General features: G+C 66.3%; 22 protein-coding genes and 1 tRNA gene. 15 read left to right on the plus strand and 8 right to left on the minus strand.

Annotated features, from left to right (window positions below):
• Positions 1-27: 27 nt before the first annotated feature.
• The 6 genes from KBZ19_RS12010 (at position 28) to KBZ19_RS12035 (ending at position 4,263) form a co-directional block, all read left to right on the plus strand.
• Complete coding sequence (locus tag KBZ19_RS12010) at positions 28-546, plus strand: hypothetical protein (RefSeq protein WP_399220212.1); 519 nt, start codon at positions 28-30, stop codon at positions 544-546.
• Positions 543-1,358, plus strand: coding sequence for a photosystem II S4 domain protein (locus tag KBZ19_RS12015; RefSeq protein ID WP_094512703.1), 816 nt, complete (start codon positions 543-545; stop codon positions 1,356-1,358). Before KBZ19_RS12010 ends, KBZ19_RS12015 begins: the two co-directional genes overlap by 4 nt.
• 78 nt (positions 1,359-1,436) lie before the next feature.
• Positions 1,437-1,508, plus strand: a tRNA-Val gene (locus tag KBZ19_RS12020).
• An 18-nt stretch (positions 1,509-1,526) separates the two neighbouring features.
• A complete protein-coding gene (murD, locus tag KBZ19_RS12025) occupies positions 1,527-2,969 on the plus strand; it encodes a UDP-N-acetylmuramoyl-L-alanine--D-glutamate ligase (protein ID WP_255101095.1) in 1,443 nt (480 codons plus the stop codon).
• A gap of 35 nt (positions 2,970-3,004) precedes the next feature.
• Positions 3,005-3,466 carry an EVE domain-containing protein gene (locus tag KBZ19_RS12030; protein ID WP_255101096.1) on the plus strand — a complete coding sequence of 154 codons (462 nt, stop codon included), beginning with the start codon at positions 3,005-3,007 and terminating at the stop codon, positions 3,464-3,466.
• Positions 3,463-4,263 (plus strand): hypothetical protein, encoded by an 801-nt coding sequence (locus tag KBZ19_RS12035; RefSeq protein ID WP_255101097.1) that lies wholly within the window; start codon positions 3,463-3,465, stop codon positions 4,261-4,263. The genes KBZ19_RS12030 and KBZ19_RS12035 overlap by 4 nt, the downstream gene beginning before the upstream one ends.
• On the opposite strand, the gene KBZ19_RS12040 is transcribed toward KBZ19_RS12035, so the two are convergent.
• The 3 genes from KBZ19_RS12040 to KBZ19_RS12050 all read right to left on the minus strand — a co-directional run bounded on the left by KBZ19_RS12040 (position 4,250) and on the right by KBZ19_RS12050 (position 5,648).
• Positions 4,250-4,468 carry a DUF2811 domain-containing protein gene (locus KBZ19_RS12040; RefSeq protein WP_255101154.1) on the minus strand — a complete coding sequence of 73 codons (219 nt, stop codon included), beginning with the start codon at positions 4,466-4,468 and terminating at the stop codon, positions 4,250-4,252. The genes KBZ19_RS12035 and KBZ19_RS12040 overlap by 14 nt on opposite strands.
• Positions 4,469-4,883: 415 nt before the next feature.
• Complete coding sequence (locus KBZ19_RS12045) at positions 4,884-5,300, minus strand: DUF1818 family protein (RefSeq protein ID WP_094512707.1); 417 nt, start codon at positions 5,298-5,300, stop codon at positions 4,884-4,886.
• A 117-nt stretch (positions 5,301-5,417) separates the two neighbouring features.
• A complete protein-coding gene (locus tag KBZ19_RS12050; RefSeq protein WP_094512708.1) occupies positions 5,418-5,648 on the minus strand; it encodes a DNA-directed RNA polymerase subunit omega in 231 nt (76 codons plus the stop codon).
• A 110-nt stretch (positions 5,649-5,758) separates the two neighbouring features.
• On the opposite strand from KBZ19_RS12050, the gene KBZ19_RS12055 reads away from it, so the two are divergent.
• The 3 genes from KBZ19_RS12055 (at position 5,759) to KBZ19_RS12065 (ending at position 8,609) form a co-directional block, all read left to right on the plus strand.
• Positions 5,759-7,354, plus strand: a complete 1,596-nt coding sequence (locus KBZ19_RS12055; RefSeq protein WP_255101098.1) for an Hsp70 family protein — start codon at positions 5,759-5,761, stop codon at positions 7,352-7,354.
• A 193-nt stretch (positions 7,355-7,547) separates the two neighbouring features.
• Entirely contained in the window at positions 7,548-8,342 is a 795-nt protein-coding gene (locus KBZ19_RS12060; protein ID WP_255101099.1) for a hypothetical protein, read from the plus strand.
• A 45-nt stretch (positions 8,343-8,387) separates the two neighbouring features.
• The gene (locus KBZ19_RS12065) at positions 8,388-8,609 is read left to right on the plus strand and encodes a ferredoxin-thioredoxin reductase variable chain (protein ID WP_094512711.1); all 222 of its coding nucleotides are present in this window, start codon (positions 8,388-8,390) and stop codon (positions 8,607-8,609) included.
• 11 nt (positions 8,610-8,620) lie between these two features.
• Here KBZ19_RS12065 and pyrR read toward each other — a convergent pair whose 3' ends face one another.
• Complete coding sequence (pyrR, locus tag KBZ19_RS12070; RefSeq protein WP_255101100.1) at positions 8,621-9,169, minus strand: bifunctional pyr operon transcriptional regulator/uracil phosphoribosyltransferase PyrR; 549 nt, start codon at positions 9,167-9,169, stop codon at positions 8,621-8,623.
• Between the two features lie 147 nt (positions 9,170-9,316).
• Between pyrR and gpmI the strand changes: the two genes are divergently transcribed.
• The 3 genes from gpmI to msrB all read left to right on the plus strand — a co-directional run bounded on the left by gpmI (position 9,317) and on the right by msrB (position 11,815).
• Positions 9,317-10,993, plus strand: coding sequence for a 2,3-bisphosphoglycerate-independent phosphoglycerate mutase (gene gpmI, locus KBZ19_RS12075; protein WP_399220217.1), 1,677 nt, complete (start codon positions 9,317-9,319; stop codon positions 10,991-10,993).
• Positions 10,994-11,085: 92 nt separating this feature from the next.
• On the plus strand, positions 11,086-11,316 hold the full coding sequence (secG, locus tag KBZ19_RS12080; RefSeq protein ID WP_094512713.1) for a preprotein translocase subunit SecG: 231 nt from the start codon (positions 11,086-11,088) through the stop codon (positions 11,314-11,316).
• A 16-nt stretch (positions 11,317-11,332) separates the two neighbouring features.
• Positions 11,333-11,815, plus strand: coding sequence for a peptide-methionine (R)-S-oxide reductase MsrB (gene msrB / locus KBZ19_RS12085; RefSeq protein ID WP_094512815.1), 483 nt, complete (start codon positions 11,333-11,335; stop codon positions 11,813-11,815).
• A 274-nt stretch (positions 11,816-12,089) separates the two neighbouring features.
• On the opposite strand, the gene groL is transcribed toward msrB, so the two are convergent.
• Complete coding sequence (gene groL, locus KBZ19_RS12090; RefSeq protein WP_094512714.1) at positions 12,090-13,727, minus strand: chaperonin GroEL; 1,638 nt, start codon at positions 13,725-13,727, stop codon at positions 12,090-12,092.
• Positions 13,728-13,845: 118 nt separating this feature from the next.
• Complete coding sequence (gene groES, locus KBZ19_RS12095; protein WP_255101101.1) at positions 13,846-14,157, minus strand: co-chaperone GroES; 312 nt, start codon at positions 14,155-14,157, stop codon at positions 13,846-13,848.
• 244 nt (positions 14,158-14,401) lie between these two features.
• Between groES and atpD the strand changes: the two genes are divergently transcribed.
• Positions 14,402-15,868: a F0F1 ATP synthase subunit beta gene (gene atpD, locus KBZ19_RS12100; RefSeq protein ID WP_094512716.1), complete on the plus strand. Its 1,467-nt coding sequence runs from the start codon at positions 14,402-14,404 to the stop codon at positions 15,866-15,868.
• A gap of 42 nt (positions 15,869-15,910) precedes the next feature.
• On the plus strand, positions 15,911-16,318 hold the full coding sequence (gene atpC, locus KBZ19_RS12105) for an ATP synthase F1 subunit epsilon (protein WP_255101102.1): 408 nt from the start codon (positions 15,911-15,913) through the stop codon (positions 16,316-16,318).
• A 762-nt stretch (positions 16,319-17,080) separates the two neighbouring features.
• Here the strand turns inward: atpC and KBZ19_RS12110 are convergent.
• Positions 17,081-17,539: a 30S ribosomal protein PSRP-3 gene (locus tag KBZ19_RS12110; protein ID WP_255101103.1), complete on the minus strand. Its 459-nt coding sequence runs from the start codon at positions 17,537-17,539 to the stop codon at positions 17,081-17,083.
• A 99-nt stretch (positions 17,540-17,638) separates the two neighbouring features.
• Here KBZ19_RS12110 and KBZ19_RS12115 point away from each other — a divergent pair, with 99 nt between their 5' ends.
• On the plus strand, positions 17,639-18,415 hold the full coding sequence (locus KBZ19_RS12115; protein ID WP_255101156.1) for a TIGR01548 family HAD-type hydrolase: 777 nt from the start codon (positions 17,639-17,641) through the stop codon (positions 18,413-18,415).
• A 28-nt stretch (positions 18,416-18,443) separates the two neighbouring features.
• On the opposite strand, the gene KBZ19_RS12120 is transcribed toward KBZ19_RS12115, so the two are convergent.
• A complete protein-coding gene (locus KBZ19_RS12120) occupies positions 18,444-19,763 on the minus strand; it encodes an aminopeptidase P N-terminal domain-containing protein (protein ID WP_094512720.1) in 1,320 nt (439 codons plus the stop codon).
• Positions 19,764-19,799 lie beyond the last annotated feature (36 nt).

Raw genomic sequence — 19,799 nt, forward strand, 5'->3', positions numbered from 1 at the left:
CCTGCGCTCAGCAAAGAGAATCGTGCTTTGGGACACCGGGCCTTGGGATTGTGCGTGGTGGTGGTGCTGGCGGATCGCAAGAGCCTGCAACGCCTGAAGGACAAGCTGGATGGGGTCCGTCCGGCGCCAGCCACCCTGCTGACCATCGGTGAGGGGGAAACCTCGATCGACAGCGTGGAGCTGCTCAACCCGGGGCTGGCCCGCCAACGCCGTCAACGGGGGATGGTGCGCTGGCTGATGCCGTTCGGGTTCTTCGCCGGCCTCACCTTCACCTTCATGACCGATCTGCAGACCTTCGCCTTCGCCGGTCCTTATGGCGAGCCGCTGATCGGCGGCCTGCTGGGCATGGGCTCGGGCTGGATGGGAAGCTTCGCCGCCGCCGCCAGCGTCACCTCCGATCCCGACGACCGCATCCGCAGCCTGCGCAACCGCCTCGAGGAGGGCAACTGGCTGCTGCTGGTGGAGAGCGCCCCAGGCCAGGAGATTCCCTGGACCCTGATTCAGGAAACCCGGCCCAAGGCGGTGGTGCGCCTGGCGGAGCGTTGAGCGCCGTCACCCTCCCGCGCGGCGAGCTGCTGCAGGGCAGCCACGCCCCCGAACGGCTGGCAGAGCTGATTGATCACGCGGAAGAGGCCCTGCGCACCTGGCAGCCGGTGTGGAGCTCCTTCGTGACGCCACTCCTGCGTGAGGAGGCCGCGGCGCGCCTCGGCAGCCTCAGCGAGCTCACCCTTCACGCCGAAGGGGGGCACCCCGGCGCCGAGCGCTGCCGGCTGCAACTGACGCGCGCCGAGCTGGACGCCCCGCCACCAGGCACCAGCCAGGCGACGGACACCGCCCTGCCGCTGATCGGACTGACGCTGAGCGGCAACTTTCTGTTCGATTCCGCCAGCGCCGGCGATTTCCGCCGCGGGCTGCTGCAGGCGGGAGCGCAGGAGGCGGAGCTGGGGGATCTTTGGCTGCGCGGTGACCGCGGCGCCCAGCTGGTGGTCACCCCGGAACTGGCCGGGCGTTTTGATGGGGGCACCGCCCTGGTGCGCAGCGTGGAGGTGCAGCTGGAGACCACGCCCCTGGAGCGCCTCCAGCCTCCGGCCCGGCCCCAGCCCCGTCGCTTTTCCACCGTGGAGGCTTCGCTGCGGCTCGATGCGGTGGGCTCGGCCGGTTTCGGCATCCCGCGCAGCCGTATGGCCGAGCAGATCCGCAACGGGGCGGTCCGCGTCAACTGGGACGACGTGCGCAGCCCCAGCAGGGAGCTCAGGGCCGGCGATCGGGTGCGGCTGGAGAACCGGGGAGAGCTCACCGTGCTGGAGGTGGAGCTCACCAAGCGCGACCGCTGGCGGCTGGCCCTGCTGCGCAGCTGATGCGCCTGGCTGCGGTGAGGGGGGAGAGGCCGGCTGCTAAGTTTCGGCTCCGGGTGTCGTCTTCATGACTCCCGACCCGGGCGATTAGCTCAGAGGTAGAGCACTACCTTGACACGGTAGGAGTCACTGGTTCGATTCCAGTATCGCCCACTCCTTTACGTTCTCCCGTTGACCCAACCGCTGCCGCTGCGGGAAGTTTCACCGCCCTTCGGTGCCTTCACCGTGGTGATCGGCCTGGGTCGATCCGGCGCCGGGGCGGCACGCCTGCTGCAGGCACTTGGCAGCCAGGTGCTGGTGCTGGAAAGCTCCGGCACGCCGGCGCAGCATCTCCTGGCCAACGATCTGCAGGCCGGCGGCATTGAGGTGCAGCTCGACAGCCCTCTCTCGGTCGAGCTGTTCGAGGCCCTTGAGCGGCTGCCGGCCACGGTGGTGGTCAGTCCGGGCGTCCGCTGGGACCACCCCACCCTGGTGGAGCTACGTAACCGGGGCGTGCGGCTCTGCGGCGAACCGTCGGTGGCCTGGGCCGCCAGTCGCGGCATTCCCTGGATCGGGATCACCGGCACCAACGGCAAGACCACCGTCACCCATCTGGTCAGCCATCTGCTTCAGGCCGCCGGCCTCGATGCGCCGATGGCCGGCAACATGGGCACCTCAGCGGCCGAGCTGCTGCTCGAGCGCCACCTGCGGGGCGAGACCAACCCTGACTGGGTGGTGATGGAGCTGAGCAGCTACCAGATCGAGGCCTCCCCCGAGCTGGCCCCCGCCTTCGGCCTGTGGACCACCCTCACCCCGGACCACCTGGAGCGGCACGGCACGCTCGGCAACTACCGCGCGATCAAGCGGCGGCTGCTGGAGAACGCCACCGTGCGGCTGCTCAACGCCGATGACGCCGATCTCAGGGCCCAGGCCCCCAGCTGGGACCGGGCCGACTGGGTATCGGCCGGCCCCCGCGCCGATCTTCCCGCCGGGATCGATCCGCTGATCTGGATCGAAAACGGCAGGCTCTTCAGCCGCGAAGGCGAGCTGTTCGACGCTGCCAGCCTGGCCCTGCCAGGGCAGCACAACCGACAGAACCTGGTGCTGGCCGCCGCCGTGGGGCTCAAGCTCGGCCTGAATGCTGCCGTGATGGCCGCTGCCTTTCGCAGCTTCCCCGGGGTTCCGCACCGCCTTGAGCGGATCTGCGACCGCGCCGGGATCACCTGGTACAACGACAGCAAAGCCACCAATTACGACGCCGCCGAGGTGGCACTCAAGGCTCTGCCGGGGCCGATGGTGGTGCTGGCGGGCGGGCAGGCGAAACAGGGCGATGCCTCCGCCTGGCTCGCGGCGCTGCAACGGCAGGCGGCGGCGGTAGTGGTATACGGCGCCGCCCGCGACCACTTCGCCGGGCTGCTGCGCAACAGCGGCTTCAGCGGCGAGGTGCGCAATGTTGAAGATCTCGGAGCCGCGGTGCAGGAGGCCAACGCCCTGGCCACGGCCTCCGAATCACCGACCGTGCTGTTATCACCGGCCTGCGCCAGCTTTGACCAGTACAGCAGTTTTGAAGCCCGTGGCGACCACTTCCGCGCGCTTGTCTCCGCGCTGAATGCCACACCTGCCGCCATAGAGTGAGCTCCTGTTCAGCTGAGCAAGGAGCCGGCGCTGCGATGGCCTTCTGGCTGATGAAGAGCGAGCCGGACGTCTACGGAATCGAGCATCTCGCCAGCGAGGGCACCACCCTCTGGGATGGGATTCGCAATTACCAGGCGCGCAATTACATGCGCAGCATGCAGGTGGGCGATCAGGCCTTCTTCTATCACTCGAATACCAAGCCCCCCGGGATCATCGGCCTGATGGAGGTGGTCGCCACCGGGCTCACCGATCCCACCCAGTTCGATCCAACCTCCTCCTATTTCGACCCTGCCTCGAAGCCCGAGGCGCCGCGTTGGGATTGCGTACGGCTGGCTTATCGCCGCACCTTCGATCAGCTGCTGAGCCTGGATGCCCTGCGGGAATCGTTCACGCCCGAAGAGCTGATGGTGGTGCGGCGCGGCAACCGGCTTTCGATCCTGCCCGTTGCCGATGCCATCGCAGCGCGCCTGATGGCATTGCTGCTGCAGGCCCCATGACAACCGCCGGCGGGTCCATGGCCCCGCTGGCGATCGGTTCCTGCCTGCGGCGGGGCTGGCGCGCCTTTGGGCAGGCGCCGTTGCGGTTCATGGGTTTCACCTTGCTGGGCGGGGTGCTCAACCTGATCGGCCAGCTGGCGCAGAACCGTGGCAGTGACGGGCTCCAGCAGGGCGGGCCGGCGGGTTATCTGTTCCTGGCTTTGGCCGGCCTGGCCGCTGGGGGGGCCAGCAACATCTGGCTGAACGTGGGGCTCCTCCGCGGCAACCGGATCGCCCTGGCGGCAGGGCAACCAAGCTTCGCCGAGCTGGCTCGCTGGGAAGGTGCGGCCGTGCTACGCCTCCTGGGCATGGCGGTGCTGATGCTGCTGGTCAACGCGCTGGTGCTGATCACCTGCGGGCTGGTGGCAGGGGTGCTGAGTCTGCTCACTCCAGTCCTGGGCATGCTGGCGCTGGTGCTGGGGGGCGCCGCCCTGCTCATCCTCAATGCCAGCCAGGTGTTTCAGCTGCCATTGTTGGTGGTGGAAGGGCTGGGGCCGGTACGGGCCTTTCAGCGCGGCTGGTCGAGGAAGACACGCCGCTGGGCGCCGCTGTATTTGCTGACGCTGGCCCTCCATGGCCTCCAGGTGGTGATGGTGCTGCTGGTGCCCACCCCCTTCGCCGCTCTGGCGGTGCTGCTGGCGGTGGGGCTGCTGATCGGTTGGCCGGTGATGATCGGCACCCTCATGGCCGGCTACAGCGACCTGTTCGGCCAAGGCTTCGTGCAGGGCGGGATCACCCGGACGCTCAGCGAGCGCTGAAGCAGCCGTCCTCTGAGGCGTTCCAGTTGAACATGTTGCCGACGTAGCAACGGGTCACGGCGCGGCTGTTGACCCCGTTCTGCACCAGGAAGCCCGCCAGAGCGGCCTGGAACAGGCGGTACTGGTCCCAGTTGGGATGAGCATCGATGAAGGTGCGCATCGAGCCCAGCAAGGCCTCCGGCACCTCTGCCCTGATGCTCACCACCCCGGCGGCACCATCGCTGCCCTCGGCAGCGTCAGGCGGACGGACGCGGGACGGGCAACGCGGGTAGCTGTCGACAACGGAGGCAGGATCCATCGAGGCGCGGCAGGAGGGTGGTCGTCACCCAGTTCTCCACAAGCTTCCAATGGCGTCAAATCGAGGGCAGAGGGGCTGACATTGCCCATCCCAGCGTGAGATTGCGGGCCCAGCTTCGCTCCAGGGTGGTAACGAGCGCGTTAAGGGTTGCCCTTGAAGCGATCGACGCCGCGTGTCAAGGGGAGAACCTGCGGCGGGGCGGTTCTCCACAGGTGACTGCCAGGGCAGCCGGTCCGGGCAGTCCAGCCTGTGGAAAAGCTGGGCAAAACCCGCCGCGATCCGGGGGCTGGGCTGGGAACAGGTTGCTGATCAGCAGTGCTGATCAGCCGCCCAATCCCTCCGTGGTCTCACACCCTGCCGGCTCCAGCACCAGGGGTGCCAAGGCCTGCGCCAGAGCGGCGCTGGCGGCAGGCGTCCAGCTCCCTTCCAGGCCCCGCTGCCCATCGCTGGGCGCCAGCACGAAGCGCAGCGCCCAACAGCGGCGATCGCCACAGAGGCCGAGCCACCAAGGGCCACGCTCCAGCTCCAGCTCCAGGCTCTCTTCTGCCATCAGCTGGCCGGCAATGGCGGTGTGTTGCTCGATCAGCTCGAGCAGGCCCCGGCGCAGTTCGGCCGCTTCGGCCAGGCTCAGCTCCGCTGCCCAGCCATCACCGCCGATCAACACGCCAAAGGGATGGCGGCCAGCCTCAAGAGCCAGCCGCCATCCCTCCCCCTCAGTGGCAAATCCTGCCGGGTGCATCAGGTTGCAGGGGCCGCAATTGAGAGCACTGAACCAGCCGGCACGGCCAGCTCAGGTGCAACGACCCCAGCCGGCACTCCTGAGCCAGAAACAACGGCGCTGCCAGCGGCGGATCGATCAGCCGGGCAGCAGATCGGGCTGATCCTGCTCATCGGAGAGCTCCACGATGGCCCGCTGGACTGGCTTGATCATCGAATCCTCCAGGAGCCCGTCGAAATCATCGAAACGGCGCTGCTTGGCCCGAAAGGCGATCTTCACCGTGGTGAGGTAGCGGTTGCTCGACTGACGAATCAGGCTTTCGGCACGCTGGGCCAGTTCCTTCGGGTTCACCGTGGCGCCGGAATACATAGGTCATGTTGATTTCCCTGACCTTAGGCCAGCTCGGGCGGAAGGGTCAGCCGCCAAGCGGATGCCGGCGGCCATCCGCCAAGCTGCGCGGAGCCCTTCGCCCGCTCACGATGGCGACACCTGGCACCCTGGCGATTGACCTGGGCAGCACCACCACGGTGGTGGCCTTCCAGTCCGCCGAAGGCGGCGCGCCCCAGCTCGTGGAGATCCCCCCCTACAGCTGCGCTGACCCCTGCGTGGTCCCCAGCCTGCTGTGGCTTGCCAGCGCCACAGCGGAGCAGCCGTTGATCGGGCGCCAGGTGATCGAGGCCGGCCTCGCCGGCAGTGAAGGCCCTGAGCTCTGCCGCGATTTCAAGCGCGGCATCGGCGGCTGCGCCGATGCCGGCCGCGAAGAAGGAGCCGGTGGCGCCGCCGCTGCGTCTGTGCTGTCCCCGGAGCAGGCCGGAGCGATGCTGCTGCGCCAGCTCTGGCGCCACCTGCCAGCGCAGCTGGCCCCCACCCGTCTGGTGCTCACCGCGCCGATCGACGGCTACCGCGGCTATCGGGAATGGCTGCACGCCGTCAGCCAGGACCTGGCTGTTGAGGAGGTGGCCCTGGTGGATGAGCCCACCGCTGCGGCCATCGGCGCCGGACTGCCCCCCGGCAGCCGCGTGCTGGTGGTGGATCTTGGTGGCGGCACGATCGATCTTTCGCTGGTGGCGCTCGAAGGCGGTGAGGGGCGCGCCGCGCCGGTGGCCCAGCTGCTGCGCTTCGCCGGCCGCGACCTCAGAAACAGCAGCCAGAAACTGCGCTGCGCCAGGGTCGTGGGCAAGGCGGGCGTGGCCCTCGGCGGCCGGGACATCGACCGCTGGATCGCCGCGGCGCTCTGGGCGCAGGTAAACGGCCAGGGCCCGCCACCCGGCACCTTGCTGGAAGCTGCGGAATCCCTCAAGTGCCGGCTGAGCGACAGCGCCGAGGCGTCGGTGCTGACGATGCTGCCGGGGGGCACCAGCCGCCTGCTGCAGCTGAGCCGCCAGGTACTGGAAACCACTCTTCTGGAGCAGGGATTTCTCTCTCTGCTGGAGGAGCTGCTGGAGCGGGTGCTCGCCGCCGCCAGGGCCGAGGGGCTGGCGTTGGCGGACGTGGAGGCCATCCTGCCGGTGGGGGGCAGCAGCCGGATTCCGCTCGTGCGCCGCTGGCTGCAGGAGCGATGCCCCGGTGTGCCCCTGCGCGACGAACGGCCGATCGAGGCGGTGGCCCTGGGGGCGCTGGCGCTCACCCCGGGTGTGCGGATCAAGGACGTGCTCGCCCGGGGCGTGTCCCTGCGCTGCTGGGACCAGCGCAGCGGCAGCCATCGCTGGCATCCGCTGTTTGTCGAAGGGCAGAACTGGCCCACCACCCAGCCGCTGGAGCTGCTGCTCGCCTGCAGCGACGACGGCCAGGAGCAGATCGACCTGGTGCTGGGGGAGCCCCGCGACGACGAACGCTCCGAGGTGGTGTTTCGCGATGGACTGCCCCAGCTGCGGCGGCGGCCCGCAGGGGAGGCGGAGGTGCAGCCCTGGGGGCAGCAACCCGCGCCGATCAGTCTCGATACTCCCGGAAAACGTGGCAGCGATTGCCTGCGGCTCCACTTTCAGATCGATGGGCAGGGCCAGCTGGTGCTGGAAAGCGAAGACCTGAGCACGTCGCGGCGCTCACCCCCTCAGCCGCTTGGCCCCGTGCGTTGAGACCGCTCGCTTCCACTGAGACGAAGCGCTTCCGCTGGCCCCACCCGCGGTGATCAATCAGCCCACGCGTAGGCAGTGGACGACAGCGCGGCTGACCCCGCCAGGCTGAAAGCCGCGGGTCGTGTTCATAGAAAGGGAGGATTGCCTGTTCCTTGCCTTGGCCATCCGCCGCCACAGGCTTCCGCGTTTCTGGTTGGCGCTCACTCTCGGCCTCGTGGCCGCTGTGATCGGTGCGGCACGCTGGTGGGAAGGCCAACTGCCTGGCCGGCTCGAGCGGGCGGCCAGCGAGGGGCGCTACGAGGCCTGCCTCGCCTACAGCGACCAGCTGGCTTCACTCCGCTGGATGACAGGGCGCGCACCGCGCGAACAAGGCCGCTGCCGCCGTGCGCGCGCCGAGCGGCTCTGGCAGGGGAAGCGCTGGCAGGAGGCACTTCAGCTGCAACTGCTGCTGGCCAATTCCGAAGCAGGCATCCACGCTGACCGCGACCGGTTGCGCTCCTGGCAGGAAGAGCTGCGCACCAAGGCGATGGCCCGTTTCGAGGCCGGAGATCTGGAGGGGGCGATGGTGTTCCTCAAACCGATGGGCGAAGACCGCCACCCCGCGGGTGACGCGCTCGGTGACAACCTCAGGGAGTTCTGGAGCCGTAACCGCTTTCAGCAGGAGAGGGCCACCCAGTTGGTGGAGCAGAAACGCTGGTGGGAAGCGCTTGAAGCCCTCAACCGGATCGATCATCCCTGGTGGAAATCGCAGTCAGCCGTGCTGCGCAGGCAGGTGGAAACCGCCATCTCTGGTCTGAAAACCCAGGAGCAGGAGCATCACAGCCATGGCGCTACGGCAGCCAACTCCGTGCCCGTGGCCGAGCTGGATGCGGCCATCAAGGGTCTGCTCGCCCAGGGGGTCGACGACTGGTCGGCCTTCACCCGGGCCTGCCGGCAACTCGGCGGGAAGGTGGTGGAGAGCGGCCCCGAAACCACCTGTCAACGCTGAAGGGCTGCCGTGACAGGATTGCCGCCGTCCGCCACCGCATCCTTCATGAAGCCGGGAGAACAGGTCAGGGTCTGCCAGAGCGTCGTGGTGTACACCCATCCAGAGCACCGCGGTCAGCCCTTCGACCTCCAGGGACTGGAAGGTGAGGTGTTCCAGGTGCTTGACGACTGGAAAGGTCGTCCGATCAGCCCGACCCTGCCGGTGGTGGTGGCGTTCGGTCGCTATCGCGCCCATTTCCGCCCGGACGAGCTCGAGCCGGTGGCCTGAAGAGACTTGCCTCAGGGCTTGAGCAGCACCACACCATCGCGCCCATCCACACCCGCCAGCCAGAGCTGAATCGACTCCTGGCGGCTGGTGGGCACCACCCGACCACAGAAATCAGGCTGGATCGGCAGCTCCCGGTGCCCCCGGTCCACCATCACCAGCAAACGCACCACCGCCGGCCGGCCCCAGGCGTGCAACGCCTCCAGAGCGGCGCGCACCGTCCGTCCGGTGAAGATCACATCGTCCACCAGCACCACATGGCGGCCTTCGAGCGCTGCAGGCAGCTGGGTGGCCTGCACCATGCGGGTGCCCACCCGGGCCAGGTCGTCGCGGTGGAAGGTGGGATCAAGGCTGCCCTGATCCACTGGATGACCGCAGCTGGCTTCGAGCTGGGCGGCCAGCACCCGTGCCAGTTCCACGCCGCGGGTGGGGATGCCGAGCAGCAACAGCTGGCGGCTGTCCGGCGCACTCTCCAGCACCTGGGAGGCAAGGCGATGAACCGTGCGGGTCAGATCCTGGGCGGAGAGAATCTCCACGCAATGGTCACCGATTGACGACACCATGTGGGGATCCCGGGGGTGAAATGGTACGGGAGTCTCCTTGCGCTTATGCCCATTAGCTGACGCTTACCGGCCTGCTTTCTGTGACGAAGAGATCACACTGTAATTTTGAGGGCGATCAGCCTGTATCAGGGCTTTGCGGAAGAATCGGTGACCGACATTCCTTCCACGAGCTCCAGCTCTCGCCCGAGCGGCTCTCTCCCCCCTCCCTCCTCCGGCCCCGTGGATCACCGCTACGTGCCACCGGTGGTATTGGCCATTCTCGATGGCTGGGGATACCGCGAAGCCAGCGATAACAATGCGATCCGCGCGGCCAGCACCCCGGTGATGGATGCGCTGTGGGAGGCGTACCCCCACACGCTGATCCAGGCGAGCGGCGGCGACGTGGGCCTGCCCGACGGCCAGATGGGCAACTCGGAAGTGGGCCACCTCACCATCGGCTCCGGGCGGATCATCCGGCAGGAGCTGGTGCGGATCGGCAAAGCGGTGAAGGACGGCAGCCTTGCCGCCAATCCCGCCCTCAATGCCCTGGCCGACACCCTGCTGGTGAACGGCGGCGCACTCCACCTGATCGGCCTCTGCTCCGACGGCGGCGTTCACAGCCACATCGATCACCTGGGCGGGCTGTTGCAGTGGGCCGCAGGCCGCGGCCTCAGCGACGTCTGCATCCATGTGGTCACCGACGGGCGCGACACCCCGCCCCAGAGCGCGATCGCCTTCCTCGACCGCATCGATGCCCAGATCACAGCCGCCGGCGTGGGGCGGATCAGCACGATCTGCGGCCGCTACTGGAGCATGGACCGCGACAACCGCTGGGACCGCACCGAGAAGGCCTATCGATTGCTCACCGAGGCCAGACCGGCCGACGGCCCGCTCACGGCCCAGCAGGTGGTCCTGGCGGCCTACGAGAACGGCATCAACGATGAGTTCCTTGAGCCCTACCGCCTCAGCTCCGGCCACCTGAGCCCAGGCGATGGCCTGATCTGTTTCAACTTCCGCCCCGACCGGGTGCGTCAGTTGGTGCGCGCCCTTGTGCTCGAAGACTTCAGCGGTTTCTCCAGGGAGCGCATCGAGCCTCTGCACCTGGTCACTTTCACCCAGTACGAGCAAGCCCTCGACGTGGCGGTGGCCTTCCCCCCCGAGTCACTCGATGGTCTGCTCGGCCAGGTGGTCTCCGAACACGGGCTGCGCCAGTTGCGCACCGCCGAAACGGAGAAGTATCCGCACGTCACCTATTTCCTCAACGGCGGCATCGAGCAGCCCTTCAACGGCGAAGACCGCCACCTGGTGCCCTCCCCGCGGGTGGCCACCTACGACCAGGCTCCCGAGATGTCCGCCGCTGCCCTCACCGACAGCTGCATCGCCTCCATCAATAAAGGCATCTACTCCCTGGTGGTGATCAACTACGCCAATCCCGACATGGTGGGCCATACGGGGCAGATGGAGGCCACAGCCGCCGCCATCGCCACCGTGGATCACTGCGTGGGCCGACTGATGGAAGCCACCAATCGGCAGGGGGGCACCCTGCTGATCACCGCCGATCACGGCAATGCCGAAGTGATGAAAGGGGAGGACGGGCGGCCCTGGACGGCCCACACCACCAACCCGGTTCCGGTGATCCTGGTGGAAGGGGAACGGCGCAAGCTGGCTGGCCACGGCACGGATGTGCGCCTGAGGCAAGGGGGCGGCCTGGCGGACATCGCCCCCACCCTGCTGGAGATCCTTGAGCTGCCTGTGCCCGCCAACATGACGGGGACCTCCCTGATCGAGCCATCGCCACTGCTGCCCACTCCTGAGCCCTTGCGGCCACGGGCGCTGCAGGTCTGAGCCCGGCGGGCCGTCAGGGCCGTCAGCCTGCCCGCACTCTGAAGGGCCGATCGGCCTGGCGTTCGGGCCTGGTGTTTGGGTAGGGTCTGAAGATGATCACCACGGTTCTTTCCTGGATCTGGGCCGCTCTCGGCGTGCTCCTGATCGCCAGCGTGTTGCTGCACAGCCCCAAGGGCGATGGCATGGGAGGCCTGGCCAGCAGCGGCGGGTCGATGTTCAGCAGCGCCCGCAGCGCCGAAGCCACGCTCAACCGCGTCACCTGGACCCTGCTTGCCCTGTTTCTCGGCCTCGCCGTGGTGCTGAGCGCCGGCTGGCTGCGCTGACTCTGCCGTGACACCAATCAAACGCCGTGGCTTGCTGGCCTCCCTGGCCCTCCTGCTCTCTCCCCTGTTGGGAGGCCGAAAAGCTGAGGCTGCGAGCAAGGCGGGCGATCCTGCCTGGCAACTCAGTGAGGCTGCCTGGAAGGAGCGCCTGAGTCCTGCCGCCTTTGCAGTGCTGCGCCGTGAGGGCACGGAGCGGCCGTTCTCCAGCCCGCTCAACAACGAAAAGCGAGCCGGTACCTACGTGTGTGCTGGCTGCCGTTTGCCGCTGTTCTCCTCCACCACGAAATTCGACAGTGGCACCGGCTGGCCCAGCTTCTGGCAGCCCCTGCCGAATGCGGTGGTCACCCAGCTGGATTTCAAATTGATCGTGCCCCGCACGGAATACCACTGCCGCCGCTGCGGCGGGCATCAGGGCCATGTGTTCAACGATGGACCCAGGCCCACCGGCAAGCGTTACTGCAACAACGGCGTCGCGCTTGCCTTCGTGCCCGGCAAGTAGGAACTTGCTGCGGCAGGGACGTTGAGCCCTTGCGCCGTTGCGGCATACCTCTGAGCATGCACCGTGGCGCCTCCCCGCCGGCCACATGGACAAAGGACAAAAAAAGAGCAGGCTTTTGGCCTGCTCCGGTGATGCACTGATCGGTCGCAACTGATCTGCTGCTGGCTGGCAGCTGATCGCTCGAAGTTGGCGGTTCGAAGCTGCTGGCTTGAAGCAGTGACGGTTGATCGGAGCTGGATTCGCAGGGTCACCCTGCGAATCCAGGGGCAGACGATCAGTAGTCGAAGTCGCCGCCCATGCCGCCACCGCCGCCGGCGGGAGCTGCTTCCTTCTTCTCGGGCAGATCGGCCACGATGCACTCGGTGGTGAGCACCATACCGGCGATCGAGGCGGCGTTCTGCAGACCGGAGCGGGTCACCTTGGCGGGATCAACGATGCCGGCAGCCAGCATGTCGACGTATTCACCGGTGGCGGCGTTGTAGCCCTCGTTGAACGGCATGCCCTTGACATGCTCAGCGACGACGGCGCCATTGACGCCGGCGTTCTGGGCGATCCGCATCAGCGGAGCGGTGAGGGCGGAGGCCACGATGGTGGCACCGATCAGCTCTTCGCCGGTGAGGTTGGCAGCCGCCCACTCCTCGAGGGCAGGGGCCAGGTGGGCCAGGGTGGTGCCGCCACCAGGAACGATGCCTTCCTCAACAGCCGCCTTGGTGGCGTTGATGGCGTCTTCCAGGCGCAGCTTCTTGTCCTTCATCTCGGTTTCGGTGGCTGCACCCACCTTCACCACGGCCACACCGCCGCTCAGCTTGGCCAGACGCTCCTGCAGCTTCTCCTTGTCGTAGGAGGAGTCGGTTTCGTCGATCTGCTTGCGGATCTGCTCCACACGGGCCTTGACGGCCACTTCGTTGCCTTCGGCGACGATGGTGGTGGTGTCCTTGTTGATGGTGATGCGGCGGGCGGTGCCCAGCATCTCCAGCTTGGTGTTCTCCAGCTTGAGGCCGGCGTCTTCGGTGATCAGCTGACCGTTGGTGAGAACAGCGATGTCCTCAAGCATGGCCTTGCGGCGGTCACCGAAACCAGGGGCCTTGACGGCGGCCACGTTGAGCACACCGCGCAGGCGGTTCACCACCAGGGTGGCGAGGGCTTCCTTCTCGATGTCCTCGGCGATGATCAGCAGGGGCTTGCCGGTGCGAGCGATCTGCTCAAGCACGGGCACCAGGTCTTGCACCAGGCCGATCTTCTTGTCGGTGAGCAGGATGTAGGGCTCGTCGAGCACCGCTTCCATCCGCTCGGTGTCGGTGGCGAAGTAAGGGGAGATGTAGCCCTTGTCGAAGCGCATGCCCTCGGTGACCTCCAGTTCGGTGGTCATCGACTTCCCTTCTTCCAGGGAGATCACGCCTTCTTTGCCGACCTTGTCCATAGCGTCGGCGATCATGCGGCCCACCTCTTCGTCGTTGCCGGCGGAGATGGTGCCCACCTGGGCGATGGCGTTGCTGTCGGCGATCGGCTTGGCGTGCTCCTCAATCTTCTTGACGAGGAAATCGGCAGCCTTGTCGATGCCCTTCTTGAGGGTGATGGCGTTGGCGCCCGCAGCCACGTTGCGAAGACCGGCCTTGACCATGGCGTGGGCCAGGACGGTGGCCGTGGTGGTGCCGTCGCCGGCGGCGTCGTTGGTTTTGGAGGCGGCCTGACGGATCAGGGCCACACCGGTGTTCTCGATGTGGTCTTCCAGTTCGATCTCTTTGGCGATCGTGACGCCATCATTGATGATCTGGGGAGCGCCGAATTTCTTTTCCAGCACCACGTTGCGGCCCTTGGGGCCGAGGGTGACGGCAACGGCCTCAGCGAGGATGTCGATGCCTTTTTCGAGGGCCCGGCGGGCGTTCTCGTTGTAAATAATGCGCTTGGCCATGGAAGGGATGCTCCTTGAAGTAGTTGGTAAAGGGTTGACCGTCCGACGAGTCGTCGGGGGTCAGGACGTGATCAGTGAGGGCAGTTGAGGCTCACAGGAACCTCATGTGCCGGAGCGATCAGTCGACGATGGCGAGAATGTCTTTTTCTGAGAGCAGCACGAACTCATCGGTGCCGAGCTTGATGTCAGTACCGGCGTACTTGCTGTAGAGCACCTTGTCGCCCACGCTCACTTCAGGAGCCTGGCGGGAGCCGTCCTCATTGCGCTTGCCGGGGCCCACTTGGACCACTTCGCCCACCTGGGGCTTCTCCTTTGCAGTGTCGGGGAGCAGGATGCCGCCCGCGGTTCTTTCCTCCGATTCGGACACCTTGATGAAAATGCGATCTCCAAGGGGTTTGACAGTGGAGACGCTGAGGGAGACAGCAGCCATGGATCGTTTCAAATGCGGTGGTGCGGCGCCGGGGCGCCACAGGGGAGAGCGAATTAGCACTCGCCCTGCCTGAGTGCCAACCTATGGCGGTGGAAGGGTGCAGTGCAATCGGTACGGTGTGCGGTTGACCGAACCCAGCACGCGGCACCGGCCTCTGGCTCTGAAGACCAGGCCATTCGCGGTGGTAAGGTGGCGCGGCTTCAGGCGGGCGCGCGTCCCGCTGCGCGATCTTCCTTCCTTTCCTATGGCTGCTGCTGCTCCCGTCAACACCGGCTCCAAGGGTGTTGTCCGTCAGGTGATCGGCCCCGTTCTCGACATTGAATTTCCGGCCGGCAAGCTGCCCCGCATCTTCAATGCCATTCGCGTTGAAGGCCGCAATTCCTCGGGTCAGGACATCGCCCTCACCGCCGAAGTCCAGCAGCTCCTCGGCGATCACCGGGTGCGTGCGGTTGCGATGAGCGGCACCGACGGCGTCGTGCGTGGCATGTCTGCCCTCGACACGGGCGCCCCGATCAGCGTCCCCGTGGGAGAGGCCACTCTTGGCCGCATCTTCAACGTGCTCGGCGAGCCGGTTGATGAGCGTGGGCCGGTCACCTCCACCCTCACATCTCCCATCCACAGGGATGCGCCGAAGCTGATCGAGCTCGAAACCAAGCCCAAGGTGTTTGAAACCGGCATCAAGGTGATCGACCTCCTGGCTCCTTACCGCCAGGGTGGCAAGGTCGGCCTGTTCGGTGGCGCCGGCGTGGGCAAAACCGTGCTGATCCAGGAGCTCATCAACAACATTGCCAAGGAGCACGGCGGTGTTTCCGTGTTCGGTGGCGTTGGCGAGCGCACCCGTGAGGGCAACGACCTCTACGAAGAGTTCAAGGAATCTGGAGTGATCAACTCCGAAGACCTCCCGAAATCCAAGGTGGCGCTCTGCTTCGGTCAGATGAACGAGCCCCCCGGCGCCCGCATGCGCGTGGGTCTGTCGGCACTCACCATGGCCGAGCATTTCCGTGATGTGAACAAGCAGGATGTGCTGCTGTTCATCGACAACATCTTCCGCTTCGTCCAAGCCGGCTCCGAAGTGAGCGCCCTGCTCGGCCGCATGCCCTCCGCTGTGGGCTACCAGCCCACCCTCGGCACCGACGTTGGTGAGCTTCAGGAACGCATCACCTCCACGCTCGAAGGTTCAATCACCTCGATCCAGGCTGTGTACGTGCCGGCCGACGACCTCACCGACCCCGCTCCCGCCACCACCTTTGCCCACCTCGATGCCACCACGGTGCTGAGCCGCGGCCTGGCTTCGAAGGGCATCTACCCGGCCGTCGACCCGCTCGACTCCACCAGCACCATGCTCCAGCCGGCCGTTGTGGGCGACGAGCACTACCGCACCGCCCGTGCCGTGCAATCCACCCTGCAGCGCTACAAAGAGCTGCAGGACATCATCGCCATCCTCGGCCTCGACGAACTCTCCGAAGACGACCGTCGCACCGTCGACCGCGCGCGCAAGATCGAGAAGTTCCTGTCTCAGCCCTTCTTTGTGGCCGAAATCTTCACTGGCCAGTCCGGCGAGTACGTGAAGCTCGAAGACACCATCAGCGGCTTCAACATGATCCTCGCTGGTGAGCTGGATGATCTTCCCGAGGCTGCTTTCTACCTCGTGGGCAACATCGATCAGGTGAAGGCCAAGGCCGCCAAGATCCTCGCTGACGCCAAGTCCTGATTTGCGACGGACTGCCTCTGATCTCCCTGTCACCTTCTCGCCATGACTCTCAATCTCCGTGTTCTGGCACCTGACCAGAGCGTTTTCGACGGCAGCGCGGATGAGGTGATCCTGCCCAGCACCACTGGGCAGCTGGGGATCCTCCCCGGACACGTCTCCTTGCTCACCGCTCTCGATGTGGGCGTGATGCGCCTGCGCAGCGGCAAAGACTGGACCGCCATTGCCTTGATGGGTGGTTTTGCCGAAGTCGAAGCCGACGAAGTCACTGTGCTCGTGAACACCGCAGAGCTCGGAGACAAAATCGATGCCGCCGCCGCCGAGCAGCAGGTGGAAGAAGCCCAGCTGCGTGCAGCCAGCTTCGAAGGCCAGCCGCCCAGCACGGAAAAGGTGAAAGCCGTCCAGAACCTGGCTCGGGCCCGGGCCCGGCTTCAGGCCACCCGCAAGGCCTGATCCATCAACGGGGTCGTCCTTTCCGGGCAGTCCCAATCTTCATGGCCGCAATGCCATCAACAGTCTTGGATCGGCTCTACAAGCCCGGTCCAAGACTTTTTTATGCATGCCCTGGATGTTTGCCAGCTGGCCCTTGAGCTCTGCCAGCTGGTCCTGGTTCTCGGCCAAGAGGCCTTGGATCTCCGCCAGCAGGCCCTGCAACGCTCAGCGCCGGCTCACTAGCCACTAGCGCTGAATTCGGGCACTTCAACTTCCCACGAACGTCATCATCAACGTGGCGAAGTCAGAGTGGAGAATCGCTGTCAATCGATCCATGCCATTCGGCGATCAAGCCTGGTGAACTTGATCCTGAATGCAATCTGATGGTGGCTGGAACTTTGCTGCGAATGACAATCGATGAAGGATGCAGCTCGACCGCGGATGCAACCCGATAAGCGGATTCAACTCGACCGTGGATGGAACTTGACCGTCGACCCAACTTGTTGATGAATTCGAGTTGGCCGAGGGCGAGTGTGGCAATCGAACGCTTGATCGACAGAGAAAAGGCCCCTGCTTGGGGCCTTTAGCGTGCTAGACGTTCTAGCGAGTGTCGGTGAGCGATTTGCTGAAGAGCGGCACCCATCGACCGTTCGCTTCAGCAGGTGTTGAGCCGTTCCGTTCTTGAACCTGGCCAGTGAAGCCAAGCCAAGCCAAGCCAAACGAAGCGTGAAAGGAAGTGGACTGCGCTGTAGGCCGTAAGCCAATGCAGCCCGCCGCTGAGGATCAGGCGGTTCCGCAGAAGGTGACGTCGGGGAACTTGAGCTTGGCTTCGTCGAGCGACTTGCCTTTGCCTTCCTCTTGCCAGTAGTTGATCACCTCGGTGGCCTTGTTGAGGATCTCCACCCGCTCATTGTCGGTGATCCAGGATTTGGCTTCCAGTTCACCTTTGAGGGTTTCCCAGGCATCTTCCCGCGGCCAGAAGAAGTAGGAGGTGAGGGGGCTGGGACCACCGCCCACGATCTGATCAACGGCCAAAGCGACGTTGTCGGGCAGCCAGAGGATCTTGAGCAGGAAGCGGCCTTCATCCGCTTTCGGCGTGTGGCCGGAAGGAACGCCATCTTCGTCGAGGGTGGCCGTGGCCAGTGCGGCGCTGGCGCCACGCAGCACGGGACGCCCTTCGCGGGCGCCACTCGGATCCGCGGCGGCGGGAAGGATCTCAGGCATGGCGGACACGGCGGGCATCGCAGAAACCGCCGCGTCAGGGCTATCGCTGGCCGTCATAGGTTCGGCGCTCAAGGACAACAATCAAACGAGTAACCTACCAGCCCCGGCCTCCCTGCCCTGAAGCCCCGCGCTGTTCTGCTGTTCGACATCGACGGGGTCATTCGCGACGTGAGCGGCAGCTACCGCCGCGCCCTGGCTGAAACCGTTCACCACTACAGCGGTTGGCGGCCCGGACAGACCGAGGTGGATGCGCTCAAGAGCGAAGGTCTGTGGAACAACGACTGGGAGGCATCGCTGGAGCTGCTGCGGCGCCACGGGCATGACCCGCTACCCAGCTTTGACGCCCTGGTGGAGGTGTTCAGCCAGCTCTATTTCGGAGGGGACCCGGAGGGCCCGCCAGAAGCGTGGCAGGGCTTCATCCGGGAAGAAACGCTGTTGGTACAGCCGCCTTTCTTCGAGCAGTTGAGCCAGCACGGCTTTGCCTGGGGGTTCGTGAGCGGCGCTGAACCGGCTTCCGCGCGCTTCGTGCTGCATCAGCGGCTCGGATTGCCGCAGCCTCCCCTGATCGCCATGGGCGACGCTCCGGACAAGCCCGATCCCACCGGCCTGCTCACGCTTGCCGCCCGCCTGGCCACCACCGACCTGGGCCATGAAGCCCCCTTGGTGGCCTATGTGGGCGACACCGTGGCGGATGTGGAAACGGTGCAGCGTGCTCGGGCGTGCCATCCCGATCAGGCCTTCGTCAGCCTGGCGGTGGCTCCGCCTCACCTGCAGGACCCGGGAGCCGTTGCGCAACGGCAGGTCTACGAACACCACCTGAGCCAGGCAGGCGCCAACCACATCCTGACCACCACGGCGGAGGCTCCCGCGCTGCTGAACCGCCTGCTCGGCTGAGCGAACGGCCCGGACCGTGCACCCGGTTTCACCGCTCCATGGCGTCTGCTGATTTGAGCGCAGCGGCTGTGAGCACCTCGTGCCCGCTGGGGGTCACGGCCACGTCGTCCTCGATGCGGATGCCGATCCCCTTCCAGCGCGCGTCGATGGCGGGCTGGCCATCCGGCACGGGCAGCCGATCGCTCACATAGAGCCCAGGCTCCACTGTGAGCACCATGCCGGGCTCAAGCGGCACCGGATGCTCGCCGAGGCGGTAAGCACCCACGTCGTGGACATCGAGCCCCAGCCAGTGGCCGGTGCGGTGCATATAGAGGTGGCGGTAGGCGCCCTGCTCGATCAGGCCATCCACCTCCCCCTGCAGCAGACCCAGCTCCACCAGTCCCTCCACCAGCACCCGCACCGCGGCCGCATGCACCTGCTCGGCATCGGCCCCTGGCTTCACGCAGGCGATCGCCGCCTGCTGGGCAGCCAGCACCAGGTCGTAGAGGGCGCGCTGCTCCGCACTGAAGCGCCCGCCTACCGGGAAGGTGCGGGTGATGTCGCCGTTGTAGTAATCGCTGAGGCTGCAACCGGCGTCGATCAGCAGCAGATCGCCGTCCAGCAAGGGTGCATTGTTGCTCGTGTAGTGCAGCACACAGGCGTTGTCGCCGCCGGCGACGATCGAGCCGTAGGCAGGACCACGGGCGCCCTGAAGCAGAAAGTGCTGCTCGATCGCAGCCTGCACCTGCCGCTCGTTCAGCCCGGGCCGCGCCACCTGCCGCGCCAGCTCATGGGCTTCGGCGGAGATCCGGGCGGCCTCGCGCAGGCGCTCCAGTTCGTCCTCGGTCTTGCGCAGGCGCAACTGGTGCAGCAGCGGGCAGGGTGCCACCAGGCCAAGCGCCGCCTGACCGCTGCGCGGTGCCCGGTCGAGCTGGGCGGCCCAGGCGGAAAGCACCAGCGGCTCCACGCTCGGATGACGACCCACCCGGAACGCGATGCCTTCGGCCCCTTGGAGGTACTCCGCCAGCCGTTCGGCCAGTTCCGCCCGCGGATGGGCCAGGTCGGCGCCGAACTGGGACACCGCGCCTTCACACCCCCAGCGGAAGCCGTTCCAGACCTCGGCCGCAGGGTCCTTGGGTTCTACGAACAGCACGAACCTGTGCTCACTGCGGTGCGGCAGGAACAGGGCCACGGCCCCCGGCTCATCGAACCCCGTGAGGTACCAGAAATCGCTGTGCTGGCGGAAGCCATGTTCCACATCGGCGTGATGGGTGACCAGTGGAGCAGCGGGAATCACGGCGGCCACGGCACCGAGCCGTTCCAGGAAAAGCGCGCGACGCTGCTGGAAGGTGGCAGCGGAAATCACCATGGAGGAACCACGAAACGGCGGGACAGAGACTTAGAC

It is taken from the genome of Synechococcus sp. L2F (assembly GCF_024345695.1).
Classification (GTDB): domain Bacteria; phylum Cyanobacteriota; class Cyanobacteriia; order PCC-6307; family Cyanobiaceae; genus MW101C3.